Source organism: Paenibacillus sp. NPDC055715 (assembly GCF_053617595.1).
The window spans coordinates 309,545-330,133 of record NZ_JBSHGA010000002.1; the positions used below are offsets into that span (position 1 = coordinate 309,545).

At 45.7% G+C, this 20,589-nt stretch carries 17 protein-coding genes, 1 other RNA gene and 1 pseudogene; 14 read left to right on the plus strand and 5 right to left on the minus strand.

Translation table 11 applies throughout. The features are described 5' to 3' along the window. The first annotated feature begins 41 nt into the window (after positions 1-41). The 9 genes from glyQ to rnpB all read left to right on the plus strand — a co-directional run bounded on the left by glyQ (position 42) and on the right by rnpB (position 10,005). On the plus strand, positions 42-929 hold the full coding sequence (glyQ, locus tag ACWGOO_RS05795; RefSeq protein WP_452481840.1) for a glycine--tRNA ligase subunit alpha: 888 nt from the start codon (positions 42-44) through the stop codon (positions 927-929). Continuing rightward, positions 922-2,997: a glycine--tRNA ligase subunit beta gene (gene glyS / locus ACWGOO_RS05800; RefSeq protein ID WP_452481841.1), complete on the plus strand. Its 2,076-nt coding sequence runs from the start codon at positions 922-924 to the stop codon at positions 2,995-2,997. The genes glyQ and glyS overlap by 8 nt, the downstream gene beginning before the upstream one ends. A 113-nt stretch (positions 2,998-3,110) precedes the next feature. Then, positions 3,111-3,593 carry a YaiI/YqxD family protein gene (locus ACWGOO_RS05805; protein WP_452482043.1) on the plus strand — a complete coding sequence of 161 codons (483 nt, stop codon included), beginning with the start codon at positions 3,111-3,113 and terminating at the stop codon, positions 3,591-3,593. Then, on the plus strand, positions 3,586-5,457 hold the full coding sequence (gene dnaG, locus ACWGOO_RS05810) for a DNA primase (RefSeq protein WP_452481842.1): 1,872 nt from the start codon (positions 3,586-3,588) through the stop codon (positions 5,455-5,457). The genes ACWGOO_RS05805 and dnaG overlap by 8 nt, the downstream gene beginning before the upstream one ends. 43 nt (positions 5,458-5,500) lie before the next feature. Continuing rightward, positions 5,501-6,634, plus strand: a complete 1,134-nt coding sequence (gene rpoD, locus ACWGOO_RS05815) for an RNA polymerase sigma factor RpoD (protein ID WP_452481843.1) — start codon at positions 5,501-5,503, stop codon at positions 6,632-6,634. Between the two features lie 697 nt (positions 6,635-7,331). Further along, entirely contained in the window at positions 7,332-8,093 is a 762-nt protein-coding gene (locus ACWGOO_RS05820; RefSeq protein WP_452482044.1) for a tRNA (adenine(22)-N(1))-methyltransferase, read from the plus strand. After that, on the plus strand, positions 8,069-9,184 hold the full coding sequence (locus ACWGOO_RS05825; RefSeq protein ID WP_452481844.1) for a Nif3-like dinuclear metal center hexameric protein: 1,116 nt from the start codon (positions 8,069-8,071) through the stop codon (positions 9,182-9,184). The genes ACWGOO_RS05820 and ACWGOO_RS05825 overlap by 25 nt, the downstream gene beginning before the upstream one ends. Before the next feature lie 145 nt (positions 9,185-9,329). After that, positions 9,330-9,530 (plus strand): hypothetical protein, encoded by a 201-nt coding sequence (locus ACWGOO_RS05830; protein ID WP_452481845.1) that lies wholly within the window; start codon positions 9,330-9,332, stop codon positions 9,528-9,530. A 76-nt stretch (positions 9,531-9,606) separates the two neighbouring features. Then, positions 9,607-10,005, plus strand: an RNA gene (rnpB, locus tag ACWGOO_RS05835) — RNase P RNA component class A. A gap of 372 nt (positions 10,006-10,377) precedes the next feature. Here rnpB and ACWGOO_RS05840 read toward each other — a convergent pair. From ACWGOO_RS05840 to ACWGOO_RS05855, 4 genes are all read right to left on the minus strand, one after another. Further along, the gene (locus ACWGOO_RS05840) at positions 10,378-11,598 is read right to left on the minus strand and encodes an aminotransferase-like domain-containing protein (RefSeq protein WP_452481846.1); all 1,221 of its coding nucleotides are present in this window, start codon (positions 11,596-11,598) and stop codon (positions 10,378-10,380) included. A gap of 389 nt (positions 11,599-11,987) precedes the next feature. Further along, positions 11,988-13,838: an ABC transporter ATP-binding protein gene (locus ACWGOO_RS05845; protein ID WP_452481847.1), complete on the minus strand. Its 1,851-nt coding sequence runs from the start codon at positions 13,836-13,838 to the stop codon at positions 11,988-11,990. After that, positions 13,831-15,594, minus strand: coding sequence for an ABC transporter ATP-binding protein (locus ACWGOO_RS05850; protein ID WP_452481848.1), 1,764 nt, complete (start codon positions 15,592-15,594; stop codon positions 13,831-13,833). The genes ACWGOO_RS05845 and ACWGOO_RS05850 overlap by 8 nt, the downstream gene beginning before the upstream one ends. Before the next feature lie 80 nt (positions 15,595-15,674). Then, positions 15,675-16,082, minus strand: a complete 408-nt coding sequence (locus tag ACWGOO_RS05855) for a MarR family winged helix-turn-helix transcriptional regulator (protein ID WP_452481849.1) — start codon at positions 16,080-16,082, stop codon at positions 15,675-15,677. A gap of 123 nt (positions 16,083-16,205) precedes the next feature. Between ACWGOO_RS05855 and ACWGOO_RS05860 the strand changes: the two genes are divergently transcribed. The 3 genes from ACWGOO_RS05860 to ACWGOO_RS05870 all read left to right on the plus strand — a co-directional run bounded on the left by ACWGOO_RS05860 (position 16,206) and on the right by ACWGOO_RS05870 (position 17,186). Further along, the gene (locus ACWGOO_RS05860; RefSeq protein ID WP_452481850.1) at positions 16,206-16,601 is read left to right on the plus strand and encodes a GntR family transcriptional regulator; all 396 of its coding nucleotides are present in this window, start codon (positions 16,206-16,208) and stop codon (positions 16,599-16,601) included. 13 nt (positions 16,602-16,614) lie between these two features. Continuing rightward, positions 16,615-16,878 carry a hypothetical protein gene (locus ACWGOO_RS05865; protein WP_452481851.1) on the plus strand — a complete coding sequence of 88 codons (264 nt, stop codon included), beginning with the start codon at positions 16,615-16,617 and terminating at the stop codon, positions 16,876-16,878. A 65-nt stretch (positions 16,879-16,943) separates the two neighbouring features. Further along, positions 16,944-17,186 carry a hypothetical protein gene (locus ACWGOO_RS05870; RefSeq protein ID WP_452481852.1) on the plus strand — a complete coding sequence of 81 codons (243 nt, stop codon included), beginning with the start codon at positions 16,944-16,946 and terminating at the stop codon, positions 17,184-17,186. 231 nt (positions 17,187-17,417) lie between these two features. On the opposite strand, the pseudogene ACWGOO_RS05875 reads toward ACWGOO_RS05870, so the two are convergent. Continuing rightward, positions 17,418-18,573 (minus strand): annotated as a pseudogene (locus ACWGOO_RS05875) (IS3 family transposase). Between the two features lie 246 nt (positions 18,574-18,819). On the opposite strand from ACWGOO_RS05875, the gene ACWGOO_RS05880 reads away from it, so the two are divergent. Continuing rightward, a complete protein-coding gene (locus ACWGOO_RS05880; protein ID WP_452481853.1) occupies positions 18,820-19,290 on the plus strand; it encodes a hypothetical protein in 471 nt (156 codons plus the stop codon). 213 nt (positions 19,291-19,503) lie between these two features. Continuing rightward, on the plus strand, positions 19,504-20,571 hold the full coding sequence (locus tag ACWGOO_RS05885) for a YrpD family protein (RefSeq protein ID WP_452481854.1): 1,068 nt from the start codon (positions 19,504-19,506) through the stop codon (positions 20,569-20,571). Positions 20,572-20,589: the final 18 nt, after the last annotated feature.

Genomic DNA, 20,589 nt, shown 5'->3' on the forward strand with positions numbered 1-20,589 from the left:
ATCACCACCATTTAAGGTAATTTGGAAGGGAAGTATGTACCATGAATTTTCAGCAGATGATTTTGACACTGCAACAATTTTGGGCTGAGCACAACTGTATTATTGTACAGCCGTATGACACGGAAAAAGGGGCAGGCACAATGAACCCGATGACGTATTTACGTTCGATTGGACCTGAGCCGTGGAACGTAGCTTATGTCGAGCCGTCCCGCCGCCCCGCAGATGGACGGTATGGAGAGAACCCAAATCGTCTGTATCAGCATCACCAGTTTCAGGTTGTTTTGAAGCCATCCCCTGATAACATTCAGGAGTTGTATTTGGAGAGCTTGAGCCGCCTTGGTATTAATCCTCTGGAGCATGATATTCGCTTCGTTGAAGACAATTGGGAAGCACCAACGCTGGGAGCATGGGGATTAGGTTGGGAAGTATGGCTGGATGGTATGGAAATTACCCAATTCACGTATTTTCAGCAAGTGGGCGGTATCGATGCCAGTCCGGTTGCGGTTGAAATTACGTATGGTATGGAGCGTCTTGCCTCCTACATCCAGGAAAAGGAGAACGTGTTCGATCTCGAGTGGGTTAATGGCATCACGTACGGTGATGTTTTCCACCAACCTGAATTTGAGCATTCTAAATATACGTTTGAAGTTTCTGATGTCAAAATGCTTTTCACCCTTTTTAATATGTATGAAGAAGAAGCGAATAAAGCCATGGCGCAGCACCTTGTATTTCCAGCCTACGATTATGTGCTGAAATGCTCTCATGCGTTCAACTTGCTGGATGCCCGCGGCGCAATCAGTGTAACGGAACGGACCGGATTTATTATGCGTGTGCGGAATTTGGCCCGTCAGGTGGCTGCAACTTATCTGGAGGAACGCGAGAAGCTCGGCTTTCCGCTGTTGAAGAAAGGAGGTGCGGCACATGTCTAAGGATTTGCTGTTTGAAATCGGTTTGGAAGAAGTGCCCGCCCGTTTTATCCCTGCTGCGATTCAGCAGTTGAAGGAGCGTATGACTGCGTGGCTGCACATCTCACGTATTGCTCATGGTGATGTAGAAGCTTATGCTACCCCTCGTCGTCTGGCGGTGCTGGTTAAGGAAGTAGCCGAAAAGCAGGAAGATATCAACGAAGAAGTCAAAGGTCCTTCCCGCAAAATCGCACTTGACGAAGCTGGCAATTGGAGCAAGGCTGCTCTCGGCTTTGCCCGTAGTCAAGGTGTTGATCCGGAACAGTTTACATTCAAGGAGCTTGGAGGCGTGGAGTATATTTACGCAACCAAGAGCAGTATAGGTGTACCGACAGCGGAAGTGCTGTCCGAAGGCTTATTGCACATTTTGCATGCCATGACCTTCCCTAAATTTATGCGTTGGGCCAACTATGACTTTAAGTTTGTTCGTCCAATCCGCTGGTTGATCGCCTTGTTTGGCAACGATATTGTTAACCTGGAAATTGCCGGGGTTCAATCCGGAAATGTGACAAGAGGACATCGTTTTCTCGGGCAGGATACTATTGTAGAAAGTCCGGCAGACTATGTTGAGACGCTTCGTAAACAGCATGTCATTGTGGATATTGCGGAGCGCCAGTCCATTATCGTGAAGCAGATTGAAGCATTGGCAGCCGAAAAAGACTGGACGATCTCGATTAAGGATGATCTGCTGGAAGAAGTGCTGTATCTGGTCGAAACGCCGACGGTACTGTTCGGAGGTTTTGATCCTTCGTTCCTCAACATTCCGAAGGATGTGCTGATTACTTCCATGCGTGAGCATCAACGCTATTTCCCAGTGCTGGATCGCGCGGGAGAGCTGCAGCCATACTTTGTTACAGTACGTAACGGTGGAAGTCAATCGCTGGATGTCATCGCCAAAGGGAACGAAAAAGTATTGCGCGCACGGCTATCTGATGCCAAATTCTTTTATGAGGAAGATCAGAGACTGGAAATCAAGGATGCGCTCTCTAAGCTGGAAAGTATCGTTTTCCACGAGGAATTGGGTACGGTTGGAGACAAGGTACGGCGGATTCGCCGCATTGCCGATGCTTTGGCTGAGAAGCTGCGGGTTTCCCCGGATACACAGGAGTCGGTTAGCCGGGCGGCGGATATTTGTAAATTCGACTTGGTAACGCAAATGGTATATGAGTTTCCGGAACTGCAAGGTGTTATGGGTGAGGACTATGCTCGTAAGGCTGGAGAGAAGGAAGAAGTGGCGAGAGCGGTATTTGAGCATTATCAGCCGCGTTTTGCCGGAGAAACGGTTCCTTCTACGAACGCAGGGGCTATTGTCAGCATCGCTGATAAAATTGACACCATCACCGGCTGCTTCTCCATCGGTATTATTCCGACAGGCTCTCAGGACCCTTATGCGCTTCGTCGCCAGGCCGCGGGTATTGTGCAGATTTTGTTGGATCGTAATTTTTCGGCAACTTTGTCTGATGTGTTCAATATTGCGCTTGACGTGCACGACAACCTTGGAAATATGAAACGTTCTGCCGATGAAATTCGTAAAGAATTACATGAATTTTTCGGTTTGCGTGTGAAAAAACTGTTGTCCGAGACGCTTCGTTATGACGTCGTAGACGCTGTGCTTGCTGCTGGATTTGATGATGTTGCTTCTGTCGTTAATCGCGGAGCTGCTCTGATGAATGCGGTACAAACGGGAGATCCCTTTAAGGCAACGGTAGAGTCGTTTAACCGTGTAGGCAATTTGGCTGCAAAAGCTGTTCATGCATCAGTGAATACGGGTGAATTTACGGAACAGGGTGAAAAAGCGCTCTATGAAGCATGGTACGGCGTTTATGAATCTTATCATACAGCATTGCAGGAAGGCGATGCCACGCGAGCTTTAGCACTTGCCTCGTCCATTACTCCTGCGGTGACAGCGTTCTTTGATTCCGTAATGGTTATGGCTGAGGACCATGCGATCCGTAATAACCGTTTGGCATTGCTGGCCGCCATTGATACAGAGCTGAAGCGTTTTGCCGATTTTTCCAAGCTCGTGGGCTAATCGTAGCTGTAATAGTATGAACAACTTGAAAAAATGGGTATAAATATACGGAACGGTTAAGAGCGATCTTGCAGCCGTTCCGTATTTTACTCGAAACCGGATGGAGATGGGGGATGCTTGTGGGAATATCCGGGGGTTTATCGGATGTGCGGATCGTTGTCGATGGAGACGCTTGTCCTGTCAAAAGCGAAATTGCAGATACAGCTTCCCGTTTTCATGTTCAGGTTATTATGGTATCTTCATATGATCATCTTATCCAGGGCAGCGGAGGCGTGACCGTCGTAAAAGTAGACCGGAGCGACCAAAGCGCTGATCTCTATATTGCTAATCATATCCGTGGGGGAGACATTGTAACCACCAACGATTACGGTCTTGCCGCACTCGCTTTGGCTAAAGGCTGTGAGGTTATGTCTTTTCGCGGAACGATGTATCGAAACGATTCGATTGATTTTATGCTCGACCGCCGTCATACTTCTGCCAAGGAAAGGAAAAAAGGACGTTATGGAAAAGGTCCTAAACCGTTTACATCAGAGGATCGTGAAGTTTTTCAACATAAACTGACAAAACTTTTACTCTGCTTGCAGGAGAATGAATAACGGTATCGAATTATATTTACGTGCTAAAGAGATGAAGGTGGTTAACATGAGTGCTGGACAAGGCAACATACCGGACGATATCATTGAGTCGGTTTTACAGCATCATGATATCGTAGATACGGTAAGCAAGTACGTGCATTTGACCAAGCAGGGGAAGTATATGAAAGGCCTCTGTCCTTTTCATTCCGAAAAAACCCCTTCATTCACCGTGACACCGGATCGCCAGATTTTTTACTGCTACGGCTGTGGCGCGGGAGGCAATGCCATCAAATTTATGATGGAAATCGAAGGACTATCCTTTCCCGAAGCTGTCAGAACAATGGCGGAAGAAAGTCATATCCCTCTCGGCGAATGGCAGGGACGTGAGTCAACGCATCAGCATCCTGAGTTGGACAGGTTGTTGCAAGCGTACGAGCTTACATCCAAGATGTACCATTTCCTCCTTAAAAATACGGAGCATGGAAAACCGGCTATGGAGTATTTGCGGTCACGGGGATTTACTGACAAGATCATTGACCAATTTCAAATTGGCTATGCCCCTAACCGATGGGATACGATCGTCCAGTTTCTGGAGAAGCGTTCTTTCGATCCTGTGGAGATGGAGAATGGCGGGCTTATCTCTCCCCGACATGAGGGTGATGGGCATGTGGATCGGTTCAGGGATCGCATTATGTTTCCCATTTGGAATCGAAATGGCAAAGTAATTGCCTTTGCGGGCCGTATTCTTGGCGAGGGACAGCCCAAGTATTTGAATTCACCGGAAACCAAACTGTTCAACAAGAGCCGGACCTTGTACAATCTCCACCATGCCAAGACTTCGATTCGCAAGCTTCGCCAGAGTGTCCTTTTTGAAGGATACGGCGATGTCATCTCAGCTTGGGAAGCAGGTGTGCAGAACGGGGTGGCCGCTATGGGCACAGCTTTGACGGAGCATCATGCTACGATGTTAAAGGGACTGTGTGACGAGGTCATTATTTGCTATGATGGTGACCGGGCAGGACAAGCTGCTGCGCTTAAAAATTTTCCGTTGCTGGAAAATGCAGGACTTCACGTTAAGGTAGCGCTGGTCAGCGACGGTATGGACCCAGATGATTTTATCCGGCAATACGGCGGTGAAAGGTTTCAGCGCCAAATTATCGAAAGTGCCGTTTCAACGGTGAAATTCAAGCTTATATATCTGAAAAAAAACCATATACTGCAAGAGGAAGAAGGAAGAATCGCGTATTCCCGCGAAGCATTAAATGTCATTGCACCTCTGTCATCCCCGACCGAGCGGGAAGTGTATTTGCGCGAAGTATCAGCCGAAGTCAAGGTGGATTTTGAAACCTTAAAGCAAGAATGTAATTTACTCCGCCAGTCCCTGCAAAAAAAACAGGACTTTGGGGATAATAACGAAAATCGGTGGAATAATGGTAGGCATAAAAACGGGCAGATTGCAAAACCAAATGTCATGCCAGCTTATCATGTGGCGGAACGTAGATTACTCCACTGGATGATGCAGGATGCAGAAACTGCACAATATGTGGAGAAGCATCTGGGGGATGCCTTTAATATTGAGGATCATGCAGCAATTGCTGCTTATCTATACGCCTATTATGCACAAGGTAAATTACCGGATACGAGCCGATTTATTTCTTCTCTTCAAGACGACCGTCTGGAAAAAACCGTAAGTTCGATTATGATGATGGATGCTCCAGATGTATCGCCGCACGTATTGGACGATTGTATTCAGCAGGTGCGCAAATTTCCATTGCAGAAGCAACTGGATTTGAAGAGAGAAGAAATGAGAGCCGCGGAGCGTTCTGGTGATGCTTTGCGCGCAGCACAAATTGTAATTGAGATTATAGCCCTAGAGAGACAATGAACACACAGAGGTCGGATGTTTCTAGGGAGGAGGGAGTCGAAAGATGGCGAATGATCAGCATACTGAACTGGAGACGGAACTGACACTGGATCAGGTTAAAGATCAATTAATTGAGTTGGGTAAAAAAAGTTCCTCTCTGAACTACAAAGATATCATGGAAAAACTATCGTCGTTTGATCAGGACCCCGAGCAAATGGATGAGTTTTATGAGCAGCTGGGTGACTTGGGGATTGAGGTTGTAAATGATAACGACGAAGAAGTTACCAGATTGCGTCAAAACGACGACCCGGTAAACAACGACGGGGATGACTTTAACTACGATGACGATCTGAGCCTGCCTCCCGGTATTAAAATCAATGATCCAGTCCGGATGTACTTGAAGGAAATCGGCCGTGTACCGCTTCTTTCCGCTGATGACGAGGTGGAGCTGGCGAAACGGATCAACAACGGTGATGAAGAAGCCAAACGTCGACTCGCAGAAGCGAATTTACGTCTGGTTGTAAGTATTGCCAAGCGTTATGTTGGCCGTGGCATGCTTTTCCTGGATCTGATTCAGGAAGGTAACATGGGTCTGATTAAAGCAGTAGAAAAATTTGATTACGAAAAAGGATTTAAATTCAGTACGTATGCGACTTGGTGGATTCGTCAGGCCATTACGCGCGCTATAGCCGATCAGGCCAGAACAATCCGTATTCCTGTGCACATGGTGGAAACGATCAACAAGTTGATTCGGGTATCTCGTCAACTGTTGCAAGAGCTGGGGCGTGAACCTACGCCGGAAGAAGTGGCTGCGGAGATGGAGCTGAGCGTCGAGAAAGTACGGGAAATTATGAAAATTGCCCAAGAACCGGTTTCATTGGAAACGCCAATTGGTGAAGAAGATGATTCACATTTGGGGGATTTCATTGAGGATCAGGAAGCGCTGGCGCCTGCGGATGCGGCTGCCTATGAACTTCTGAAGGAACAGCTTGAGGATGTACTGGATACGTTGACCGAACGGGAAGAGAACGTTTTGCGTCTCCGTTTTGGTTTGGACGACGGTAGAACCAGAACCCTTGAGGAAGTGGGTAAAGTGTTCGGTGTTACACGCGAACGTATTCGTCAGATTGAGGCTAAAGCGCTGCGTAAGCTGCGCCATCCAAGCCGCAGTAAGCGACTGAAGGATTTCCTCGAATAGAAGCGTAGCATTGCGGACCTTCTGCGGCTTGGAGCGCGCAGAGGGTCTTTTTTATCCCAAGGCAGTCTTGGTGGAGGGGAAAAGCTTGGACCAAGAGAAAAAACGGGCAATACTGATACATGAAATTCAGTATTGGCGGCGAAGTCGGCTGCTCCCTGAGTAATATTGTGTTTTTTTATCTAGCCTTTATCGAGAGGAAGAAAATCCGTCACAGAGCCGAAGCCACAGTGACACCGGGCTGTTTACATATCTTCGAAACGGGCATGGAATCACCTGGATTCTTGGTTTTGTAATTATTTCCTGCATTTGTTTGATCGGTTTTTATTTTACCGCTTTTCCGTTGGCAATGCAAATATTCTCGGCATGTGCAGTAACCGGGATCTGCTATGGAGTACGGCAGCTTGGCGTTCTTCAGAAAGAGCATGAGCACCATGATGAGTACCTTGGGCAGTGTGATTATGCTGGGTTCAGGTGTATGGATTATTTAGGTTCACCAGGGTGAACCCAAGTTTTGGTTTCTTGTTCTTGTCGGTCTATTTTGCTGTCGGAATGACGCTGGTTTTCATGCCTGAAACAGACATGAAAACCAGCGTCATCAAGCGCCGGGAGATGTTGTATTGTACGGTTTATTGAAGTTGGCTGTTGTTGTAGGGATTTTATTTTGGACTCGAAAAAAATGGATTACGTGGGTGACGTCATGAAACTTTCTCAACGATTACAATATATTATGGAACAAATTCCTGTCGGGAGCAGATTAGCGGATATTGGCTCTGACCACGGACTGCTCCCTGTAGCTGCGATGCGCAGTGGCCGGGTAACCCAAGCTGTGGCAGGCGAAGTCAATGATGGACCTTTGCGTGCGGCTCAAAGGCAGGTCGCTGAAGCGGGTCTCACTGACCGCATAACGGTTAGAAAAGGCGATGGCTTGGCCGTGATTACAGCCGATGAGGTTGATGTTATTACGATAGCGGGCATGGGCGGTTCCTTAATTGCTTCCATTTTGGAGCAGGGAAAAGACAAGTTGGATTCTGTAAAGCGGCTTGTTTTACAGCCAAACGTAGGCGAGGATATTTTGCGCAGATGGCTAATCGAGCATCAATGGATATTGACGGGCGAGCATATTATGGAAGAAGACGGAAAGATATATGAAGTTTTGACGGCTGTACCCGTGTCGGATAGCCCTGTGAAGCAGGACGAGTTATACCGACCGTTAGCTCTTTCTGGTAGCTCGGTAGTATTGATGCAGGACTGGCTGGAACGGCTTGGACCGTTGCTGATCAGAGAGCCCGATGAAGTCTTTTTCCGTAAATGGAAGCTGGAAATTCATAAGCTCCAGAACGTGCTTGCACAGTTAGCGCGGTCAGAGCAGGAATCGGCGCAGCAAAAGCAGGAGCAATTGCGCAAGCAAATTGAACAACTAGAGGAGGTACTTGCATGTTTGCCAAAGGACAAACGGTAATTAGCTATATGGAACAGCTGGCTCCAAAATATTTGGCAGTTCCGGACGATAGAATCGGGCTTCAGCTTGGCAGCCTGCAAAAAGAGATCAAAAATATACTGGTAGCTCTGGATGTCAATGATGAGGTTATTGAAGAGGCGATCCGTGTACAGGCCGATCTGATTATTGCCCATCATGCTATCATATTCCGTCCACTCAAAACCTTGAATACGGATCAGCTAGCAGGAAGATTGTATGAAAAGCTGATCAAGAACGATATTGCCGTCTACATTAGTCACACGAATCTGGATACGGCAGAGGACGGTATGAATGACTGGATGGCGGAAGCCTTGGGTATTCAAAGTGAAGGTACGCTGGAGGATGTCCACACTGAGCAATTGTTCAAGCTTGTCGTTTTCGTACCGAAAACACATCATCAACAGGTGTTAGATGCTGTACTTGGTGCGGGAGCCGGACATATCGGTAATTATAGCCATTGCAGTTTTAACATTGACGGCTATGGAACTTTCGTACCGGGTGAAGGCACACAGCCGTTTTTGGGTGAGCCGGGTAAAATGGAACGCAGCGAGGAGGTACGCATAGAGACGGTTGTACCACAGGGTGTACGCAACAAAGTTGTTCAGGCGATGCTTAAAGCCCATCCTTATGAAGAGGTGGCCTATGACCTGTACCATATGGATTTGCAGGGCCGCACATTCGGCTTGGGACGGGTGGGTAAGCTCAAGGAAGCCCGCACGTTACGCGAGTTTGTCAATGATGTGAAAGAAGGCTTCAACGTCGAGCATGTACGTGTAGTGGGCGACTTGGACCGTACGATTAAAAAGGCAGCCGTTCTGGGGGGATCTGGAAGCCGCTATGTGAACAAGTCGATTTTTAGAGGGGCTGACGTATTAGTAACGGGTGATATTGACTATCACACGGCTCAGGATGCCCTTATGGCTGGGATTGCCATCATTGACCCTGGCCATAACGCAGAGAAGATTATGAAGCCTAAAACCGCAGAATGGATACGCAAACGTCTGGAAGAAGGCCGCTACTCTACGGAAGTACATGTATCCCAGGTGAATACTGAGCCTTTTCAATTTTTGTAAAAGCTTAACTTCTATGAGAAGATGAAAGTGTTTTATTACTTTTAGTTCATAGGGTCGAGTTGTATGCGAACTTTAACTGCTGATCCGATATTCCATGCCTGTCCCTGTTTTGTTGGATGCTTACCTTGCTTATGAGTGTTAAGTGGTGGATATTCATACCTATGGAGATCATGATTGGATTGTCGGTGAGATACAGCAAACTTACCGGGATGATGAACTCTTTCTGGATGAGGGCATACCTGATTTTAGTAAACTTGATATTCCGTTATACGTGGGGCTCTCTACTTATTTTGTGGCAGATGATGCGCTACAAAAGAAGGTACACCCGTTTTATTTGAACAAATAAAGGAAGCTTGCTAATTTACAATATTTTTAGGGTTGTGTCGAGCGTGTGTTCCCTGTATACTTATAACGTTGTTCGGAAAGTTTAACAGACAATCGCTGGCGGTGTGAACCGCGAGAGGAAAGTCCGGGCTCCATAGGGCAGGATGCTGGATAACGTCCAGTCAGCGCGAGTTGAAGGATAGTGCCACAGAAATGGACCGCCGATGGCCGCTTGCGGCACAGGCAAGGATGGAACCGAGGTGTAAGAGACCCCGAGGAACGCTGGTGACTTCGTTCCTGGTAAACCCCATCTGGAGCAAGACCTAATGGGACACAGCTTCTTCGCGAAGCGGCCTTAGCCCGAGGCGTGTCTAGGTTGGTCGCTGGAGCCGGATAGCAATATTCGGCCTAGATAGATGATTGTCGCTTGTAGTGGGAGGGTAGTTCCCGTCTGAACCACGAATAGCACAGAACCCGGCTTACGGAAAACTTTCCACACTGCAACACCTTAAAATGTATGAAGTTAATCTTTTAAATGACTGTTTGCATGAAAAATCTGCAATCCAAATGTATGTATTGAATGATTAAAAATGGTGAGTTATGTTCCTATAGGAATCATGACTCACCATTTTTAATACATAAGGATTATGTAGCATAAGTGTATTTTCATAGCAATTGGATAGACCTATTTTTTTAGTTCTTTGCCAAAACAGAATGAAGCCCCCAGCATAATTACTGGGAGCTTCATTCTGTTTTTTACTTGCCCATTCTCTCTAACTTAAAAACGTGCGGAAGCAGCCACGCAACAGCAATCGTTAAGATCAAATGCTTCGCAAACCGTTATCGCGTAGGTTTCCTGCCAATCTTCGCTAGCGCACGCTTTTTTCCAATCTTTCCTCTGTATACATCTTCAATGCCCGATCCAAACGGTTAACCGCTTCAGGAAGCAATGAAGGATCAGTATGCGTAAAGTTGATCCGCATATGGTTGTTACCGCTCAGATCAGCATAAAATACTTGTCCTGGCACGAATGCGACACCTTCCTGAATGGCCAGTTCCAGCAAGCGATCGGAACGGAAGTCTTCGGGTAAAGTAACCCACATAAACATGCCCCCAAGTGCATCATTCCACGTAATGCCTTCCCATTGACGTTCTTTCATCAGTGTAGTGAGGCGTAGCATACGAGAGTGATATTCGCTGGATACGGTACGAATATGTCCATCCAAATCAAAAAAGTCCAATAGCTCGTTTAAAGCACGTTGATCAATACTGCTGGAGTGCAGATCAGCAGATTGTTTGGCCTTCGAGACTTTATTGACAATTGCTTGATCAGCAACCAGCCATCCAGAACGAACACCAGGAGCAACGGTTTTGGAGAACGTAGAGGTGTACATGACATGACTGTCTCCACCTTGTTGCTGGTCAATGGATAAAAGGGAAGGAAAGTTAAGGTTTTCGTCAAATTTGAGGCGTCCGTAAGGATCATCCTCAAAAATCAAAGTTTCGTATTTACGGCATAGCTCAACAGCGCCTACTCTGCGTTCCATACTCCATACACTCCCCGCAGGGTTGGAGAAAGTTGGAATAACATACACGAATTTGGGCTGATATTGCTTGAGCTTGGCTTCAAGATCATCTAATTGCATACCGTTGGAGTCTGTATCTACACTTACAATGTTGGCACCATAGGACTTAAACACCTGGAGAGCTGCCAAATAAGTAGGGGACTCCACCAATACAGTATTCTGCGGATCAAGCAGCACACGCGAAACCAGATCAATAGTCTGCTGTGAGCCCGTCGTCATGATGATGTTATCTCTCGTGACAGAGATGCCTTGGGATGCCATTATGGTTGTAAGGCGTTCCCGTAGAGGAATATATCCATCGGTTAGACCGTATTGAAGCGCAGTAGTACCGCCCAGACGGAATACCCGTTCATAGGCTTGAGCAACGGCTTCGATGGGAAAAAAGGCATCGGCCGGAAGACCACCTGCCAGGGATAACACTTCTGTTCTCTGTGTCAGCTTCAAAATGTCTCTAACGATGGACGAGCTCTGAGTACGAGCCATACCGGAAAATTTGTATTCCAATCCAATCATCTCCTGTATTCTATACTGTACTATGAAATTTATTGTATTATAACAAGAATGAAGTATAACAGTAAACGTTTGAATATAATATAACAGTTGATCATACAAATCACTATCACGTAAATCTTGCAATTATACAGCCCAAGCTTGAAATGCTTCGTTTCTCGTTCGAAGGTTACGCTATACATAAAACCATCCCAAGTGCAACTTCTAGCAGCTATGAAAAAACATAATAAACAAGCTGATCTGCCAAACATCGGGCAGCTTTTGAGCATATCAAAAACGTGTCTGGATCGCTCTTCACAGCGATCATCCAGACACGTTTCTCTTTTACCCTGATATGCTATTAGTAGCTACTATCCTGTTTTTCAATTAGAGAGTGGTTATTTTTAGGATGCATGTTCAAACTGACTGTTGTATAGATCGGCATAGAAGCCACCTTTAGCCAGCAATTCCTCATGGTTACCTGTTTCGATAATGTCACCGTCCTTCATGACCAGAATCATATCCGCGTTCTTGATCGTCGAAAGGCGGTGGGCAATCACAAAGGAGGTTTTCCCTACAGTAAGCCGATCCATCGCTTGTTGAATCAGCAATTCCGTACGCGTATCGACCGAACTTGTGGCCTCATCTAGAATAAGCATGGGTGCATCTTCAATCATGGCTCTTGCAATGGTAATCAATTGCTTTTGACCAGCAGAGAGATTGGCTTTGTCGTCCAGCACCGTATCATAGCCCTGCGGCAGTGTTTTAAGAAAGCTGTGCAGCCCCACCGCTTTACATACGGCTTCCACCTGTTCATCGGTAACTTGCTCTTTGGAAAAGGCGATATTCTCACGGATCGTTCCTTCAAACAGCCAGGTATCCTGCAACACCATACAGAATAATTCATGAATATTCTCACGTGTTAATTGGCTGATTGGAGTTCCGTCAATATATATTTCCCCATCGTTCAGCTCATAGAACCGCATGAGCAAATTCACGAGCGTCGTTTTACCGGCGCCAGTCGGACCAACAATGGCAATTTTCTGACCGGCTTCAGCTTTCATGGAGAAGTCTTTGATAATCATACGGTCTTCGTTATAACCGAAACGGACATGCTTGAATTCGACATCCCCTTTGGCGTTGTCCAACTTCTTAGTCTTGTCGCTCTCATCCGCCAATTCTTCTTCACCCAGAAATTCGAATACACGTTCACTGGCGGCAGCCGCCGATTGCATATTGGTTGCGGCCTGTGCCAACTGTGACAAGGGCTGTGTAAACAGACGAATATACACCATGAAGGCCACAATAGTTCCGATCGTTATAGCATGTTGGTTCACTAGCAAAGCGCCCACAACACAGACAGCGACATAACCGAAATTCCCGATGAACATCATAACCGGCATCATCAGGCCAGACATGAACTGGGACTTCCATGCATTTGTATATAAGCGGCCGTTAATGCCATGGAATACTTCCTTGGCTGATTTTTCTCCGTTATATACCTTGACTACGTTATGACCCGCATAGGTTTCTTCGATATGACCGTTGATCTGGCCAAGCTCCGCTTGCTGTGCTACAAAATATTTCTGTGAATGCTTCATAATCACAGTCATCAGGGAAAAACCGATCAGCGTAGCTACAATCCCGGTAACGGTCATGATCCAGTTCGTATACAGCATCATAATCAAGGCACCCACGAAGGTTGCCAGCGCGCTGACAAGCGTGCCGATACTGTTGTTTAATGTTTGTCCGATGGTATCGACATCGTTGGTCACACGGCTGAGCACATTACCGTAGCTTGTAGCATCAAAATACTTCAAAGGCATATGATTGATTTTTCGGGACAGCTCTCTCCGCATCTTTTTTGTAAGGTGCTGTGACACGGTTACCGTAATAAAACCTTGGAAATAGTTAAAGATAAGACCAAGACCATACAAAAGCGCCAATACAAGAACAATCTTCTGGACAGCACTCACATCAATCCCTGTTACGATTCCTTCCTGGATCAGGTTGGCAATATCACTGAGTTTACCCGGACCAATCACGTTAAAGGCGGAACCGACCAGGGCCAGCACCATAGAGAGTATAATCATGGGTACATAGGCCTTGCTGTAGGATAAAAGCTGGCTGATGGTCTTTTTAAAATCATTCGCTTTTTCACCAGCACCCATGCCCCCCGCAGGACCCCCACCCATGGGACCTAGCTGTTTCATTTTCATATGCTGGCTGCCGACGTTGCGTTCATTCTTATCCATGTACGAGTTCCTCCTTCGAAAGCTGTGAATAAGCAATCTCCTGATAGGTGCTGCAGTTCGCCATCAGCTCTTCATGCGTACCGTTCCCTACCACCTCACCTTGGTCCAGTACGATAATCCGGTCAGCGTCCTTAATGGTGCCTATGCGCTGAGCAACAATGAGTGTCGTAGCATGGTCGGTTTCTTTTTTGAGAGCGGAGCGCAGAATCCGGTCTGTTCTGTAATCCAGTGCTGAGAAGGAATCATCGAAGATATAAATCTCCGGCTGACGGTAGATGGCACGCGCAATGGACAGACGCTGTTTTTGACCACCAGACACGTTCGCTCCACCTTGTGAAATCCGTCCCTGATACTGACTGTCCATTTTTTCGACAAACTCCGTGCTTTGGGCAATCGCTACGGCTGCTTTGACGAGCTTCTCTGAAGCTCCTGCTCTTCCGTTATCGCCATACGAAACGTTGGATGCCACCGTACCGCTGAAAAGCACGGCTTTTTGAGGGACATACCCGATTTTGTTATGGAGTGCCTGCTGCATATAGTTTCTGACATTCACACCATCCACGAGCACCTCTCCCTCGGTCACATCGTAGAAACGGGGAATCAGATTGATCACGCTCGTTTTGCCGCTGCCTGTTGCGCCAATAAAGGCAACCGTCTCACCTCGTTTCGCTGTAAAGCTGATATTGCGAAGTACAGGCTCCTCCGCGTCCGGATATTTGAAGCTGACATTACGAAATTCCACCTGACCCATCACGTCCTCTTCTCCAGCCGTCTCGTGCCCGTTAACAATGCTGGATTTGGTATTCAATACCTCCAGGATCCGTTTGGCAGAGATCGAAGCGCGAGGCATCAGGATGAATATCATACTTACCATCATAAAGGCCATGACCACCTGCATCGCATAAGAGGAGAATACGACCATATTGGAGAACAGCGCAATGCGGTCGGGCATGGCCGCCCCGTTAATCAGGTAAGCGCCGATCCCATAGATAGAGACACTCAAACCCGACATAATAAAGGTCATACCCGGACCAATCATGGTCATTAACCGGTTCGCAAACAGGTTTGTATTCGTCAATTCGGCGTTGGCCTGCTCAAACTTCTGCTCCTGATACTGATCCGCATTATAAGCGCGCACCACCCGAAGTCCGGTCAGATGCTCGCGTGTTACCCTGTTCAGATTATCGGTGAGACGCTGAATTTTCTGGAAACTTGGGAGAGCGAAAATAACAATAACACTCAGCATCAGAATCAGGACAGCCACGGCCACTCCAGTAGAGGCGGTCCACTGCCAGTTTTTATCCGCAATTTTCACAATGGCCCACACGGCCAGAATCGGCGCCTTGATGATCACCTGCAACCCTAGCGCAACCACCGTTTGAATCTGGGTAACATCGTTCGTGGAGCGGGTGATGAGGCTTGCTGTCGAAAAGCTGTTCATCTCTTCCATCGAAAAGGATAAGGTCTTATCAAATACCATCGCACGCAGACGCATGGCTAGCCCTGCCGCCACCTTTGCCGCAAAATAGCCGACAATAATAGATGCAATCATACTGCCGACGGCACACAACAGCATGTAACTACCGGGAATCAGCAGTTCCGACATCGGCGTTCCTGCTGCTTGCAGCTTGGTTGTAATTTCGGCCATATAATCAGGCAATTTCAAATCAAGCCATACCTGCACAACGATGAAGGCTAGGCTGCAAAACACGAGCATCCATTCATTTTTCTTGAGATATTTGAATATCTTCAGCATTCTGTTGTTCTCCTTTTATCTGAAAATCTTAGGTGTTTGGTGCAATTAATGCCCTCTGCATGCGGCCTCTACATAGGAATTTAGTCTTTAGAGACAATAAGCTTGATGAGTCGGATAAACTCTTTGGCATCTTGTTCGTCCAGCTTTCGAAGAATTTTCTCGGTCCATGCGACTCCTTTGTTATACCTGTCAATCATAAATTGCTTGCCTGAATCCGTAATGAATACAATCACCTTGCGTTTGTCGTTGACATCCGTACGTCGTACAACCAGTCCTTTCTTCTCCAAACTTTTCAGCGCCGTTGCTACTCGTCCCGTACTGACGGACAAGTAGTCGCTTAAGTGGCCTGAGGTAACCCCGTCCTGATGACTCAGAGCGATAAGAATCCCCATTTCACCACGGGAAAAGTGCATTCGTTCCTCTAATACCGGTTTGCGCGATTTGGCGATACACTCGAATAGTTCTGCTGCTGATGCTTTATAATCCATTGGCCACAACACCTTCTGGTATTTATCTTATACTGTAAGATAATAATGATATCCGGGTATAAAGTCAATTGAGAAAAATATGGAAAACAAGAAGCTCGTTCGACCGTTTGCGTCATCTACCAAGTGATTGAATGTTACAATGGAAGCCGATGGTCAGATTCTGTAGGGACGATTCCGATGCATATTAAACTCAGCGGCAATAGCAGCGTCAAACTAAATTTACAGATTGCCAAAACATTGGCGGACCGTATCCAGTCCGGACTGCTGCCTCAGGGTACAAAGCTTCCCTCTGTCCGCCATTTGTCCAGTCTACTCTCGGTTAGTCCCGTAACTGTAAGCAAGGCGTATGCGGAGCTGGAATCCATACATCTTGTGGTGTGTACACAGGGAAAGGGATGCTATGTAGCCGGGCCTTCTGCGTCATTGCATCGTGAGGAAGCGCTGGATTTCTCTTCATTTCATATTGCAGCAGTACAGCCAGAGCTTTGCCCCTGCAGAAGTCGCCTGGCAAGTACCTGAGGGTGGTCTTAATATGTGGATAAAACTTCCGCCTACTGTTGATATCGCAGAGCTGGGACGATTAGCTGATCGGGAAGGCATATCCTTTTTACCCGGCGGGGTATGCTATGCAGGTGGTATGGAAGGTAGTCATATTCGTATTTCCTTTTTATACACGGCCAAGGATACACTCGAATCAGGATTGCGCAAGTTATGCCGGTTGCTGGGAGAACTGCTTGAAGCTCGTTCATCATGGATCGAAGGCCTATTTTGTAAGGATATTTGCAATAGGGGGTAATCATCCAATCACAGGGAGCCCCTTCGTAATATGCTGTACTAATTCACCGAAAGGAGTTGCACATCATGAGTCATTGCCCTATCGAACCGATCGTGTGCCCGCCGATCCAATTTGTAAATCATCAATTTTTTCCGCAAGTTGTTCCCGTTGTTCATCCGATTGAGATTATCAATCAAGCGCACATTATACCTGTACCACACCATATATTTCCAGTGGTTGTAAAGGACCCAGGTGACCCTTGCTGTCATACCCGCAGTCATACTCGGAGTAATGGCAAGCGTCAGGTACGTAGCAGCTCTAAGCGCTAAGTGATTATAAAAAAGCAGCCATAGAGCGTACATGGCTGCTTTTTTATAATCTACTCAAAAATTCCTTATGTATCAATGGTTTTGCTTATACTTTCTTCTAAACTTCAACTTTCTGGTCACGGGGTTTTTCTTCAATTTCTACTGGATCAGTTTCTTCTTTTTTACTCAACAAACTGCGCAATCCTTGTGTTGGACTACTGTCAATAGAATGGACACCCCAAGTCGAGAATTTCAAGCGGGTTTTCGGTACAACCGTTCATACTCATTTGGTGATACATAACCCAGAGAAGAATGGATTCGTTTTCCATTATAAAAGCATGTAATATATTCGAAAATCTGCTTCTTTGCCTCACGACGGGTTTTGTAGTGATCTAAGTAAATCAGTTCTTCTTTAGAACGCTGTGAAAGGATTCAATACAGGCGTTGTCATAACAGTTCCCCTTGCGGCTCATGCTGCCTTTCATATGGTACTTAACCAGCTTAGCTTGATATTCGTGAGATGCGTATGGGCTCCCTCGATCCTAATGATGCAGAACTCCTTTGCCCGGTCGTTGGACACGATAGGCTTGCTCAAGGGCCTGAATGGCTAACTCTTTAGTCATCCGAGAATCCATGTGGAATCCTACGATTTTGGGGCTGTACAAGTCCATCACGCTCGCCAAATAAAGCCAGCCTTCATCGGTAGGAATATACGTAATATCCGTCATCCACACCTCGTTTGGAGCCTCAGCAACAAACGGCTGGTTTAAAAGGATCTCCTGAACAGGCAGTTGGTGTTTGGAGTTCGTAGTTGCTTTGTATTTTTTCACGGTTCTTGGACGTTAAACCAAGCTCCTTCATGATTCGCACGACCGTTTTTTCTGACACAACAACTCCTTGCTGAACCCAAGCTTTATGAATCTTCCGACTGCCCTACAAACGGCGTGAATCCAAGAAGATCCGGCGGATACGTTGTAAGAGCTTTTCCCGTTGTTTTTGGCGTTCTTTATGAATCGTTCGAGTTTGTACCCATCTGTAATAGCCGCTTCGTGAAACACCAAACACCGCACACGTCTTTGCAACACGACACTGGAAGCGGTGATCATATATAAAGAAAAGATCAGCGTCGGTCTTTGGCAAAGTAGTGCATCGCCTTTTTTAGAATATCGTTCTCCTCTTCCAGATCACGAATGCGTTTGTGGAGCTCTCTTGTGGCTTGATCCTCAGGCTTCAGGTTCCCACTGCCAGGGAAAGCCTGTTTCCCATCTTGGTTATGTTCAGCTACCCAACGATACAGCGTGCTCGCGGAGATGCCCCATTCTCTCGCCACTGGAGAGACAGGTTTACCTTCTTCTTGAATCATTTGAACGGTTTGAACTGTAAAAGCCTTGTCGTAGTTTTTACTCATAGGGACGCACCTCGAATGTATTTGATTTTATTCTCGAATTCTCGATTCTCGGTGTCCACTTTTTAGTCTAGCATCAGGAATTGCGTTTTCAATTTTTTGAGACGGTGAGCCTTTCTTCTTAATTGTTTCTTTGACACAATCCTAAAAAATGATTAAATGAAAGGGCGTGGGCAACCACGTCTTTTTTGTTTTCTATATTATAGTATAATGAATCTTATAAGATAGATTAAAGGAGTAACGTTATCTATGAATCTAAACCAACATCACACAATGACCTACACGCTAAATAGCGGTATCAAAGGAAGAGTCAATCTATCCAGCAAGCAAATACAAGACTGGATAGAGTCTTATCGAGTAGGAAGTAAATATGTGACGACAGTAGGAAAAGAATATTTTGGATTAAATCCTGAGCTTGTAGCAGATTTTAAGGTACATAATGAATTTTCTGAGCAGAGGGAACATGTAGTAGCTATTCAGCCTACAGCAACAAGCAAGGCCACTGAACAGTTAGCAGAAGCATACAGTCAGCATAAGACATTGATTCAGGTGGAGTGTAAATGTGGATCTTCTTATATAGAGGAATCGGCATATAAGCGTAGTAAGTGGGGATGTAAAGAATGTGGGGAGATTGTGTTTCTGGACAGCAAGAAGGGTATGGTGGATACAGTTAAGGGTAAGGCGTGGTATATGACGAATAGGTATTTTGTGGAGAGATGAGCAACTGACATGTGTCGGTTGCTTTTTTATGCTAACCCAAATAAAGAACTTAAATAAAGAAAAATTGACTAAAACACACTGTATATATGTCTGTTTTTTCTTGAAAATTAACATTTAATGTTTTAGATAGATTTTTATGTTGACAACTAGGGAAAAAGTGGTAGGATTATCTCGTGTAACATTTTCAAAAATTTTCTATTTGGAGGAACCGAAATGAAAAAGAAAATGGTATTACCAATTCTAGCCGCTGCTTCTTTATTTTTTTCTCCGTTTGCTGGGCATATTGCAAGCGCAGAAAGTGCAGACAAAAATTTGGAGGGGACTAACGGTAGGGAAATTGTAATACATAAACCGGATGATGTATCTAGTTCAAAAATTAATGAACTTGTAAACCGTTTTAAGAAGGGAATCGAAGAGGACAGAGCTAGCAACCAAAAGATAAGTATGAATAAAAATGTGTCGGAAAGTGTTTATGATAATGCCATTTATGATTACACTATTATAGGTGAAGATTATGTGTACAAGTATGAAGAGACTCCCGATAAAGCTCCAGTGCTTACAATTGAGAAGCCGGATTTTAAATATTTACCTGAAGGTCAAAACGACCGAATTACCACCTCTGCTTATAATATTGGGGATGGTATTGGAGGTAGACAGAATATAACCAAAAATGGAAGATACCTATCTACTTTGTTAAGACTTCCACTTGACTCACAAGTTGTTGAAGAGACAGCCGCCTATAATTATTCTGGATTTACTTCGGGGGCTTATGAAGCAGATATGGGACTAGTCTATGATTCTAGTGTTGGTGTGGGTGAGAAAGAAAAGGGATGGAAACCAACTATGATTGTCAAAAGAAACGGTGTGAGTAAAGCAGCCAAGCTCATTGCAGGTTATACGAATGTACAAGGTTCAAATGCATATTTACCAAATTCTAATGTAAATTTGTATGTGTGGTATAATGATGGTGGTAAGGTAAGGATGAAGATTAATGGTATAGCAACATGTGCAGATATGGCCTGTAATAGAAGTACAGATACTCCCTTAATTTCTATTATGGAAACTAATGATAGTCTCGACATTAATAGCGTCGATCAATGGAAGCTTCTATCAACTGTTGTTTCAACTGGAGACAGAGGACGAAATAAAGCTATCTATTCAAGTATTAAAGTAGATGGTGCATCAGTTCCAAGTAGTGCCTTTAGTGCTCCGCTTACTGACTATGCTAACATAGCGCGCGATGGTAATAACACTGTCACTATAACTGTGAGAGGAAAATAATAATTAAGGGTGATTTGT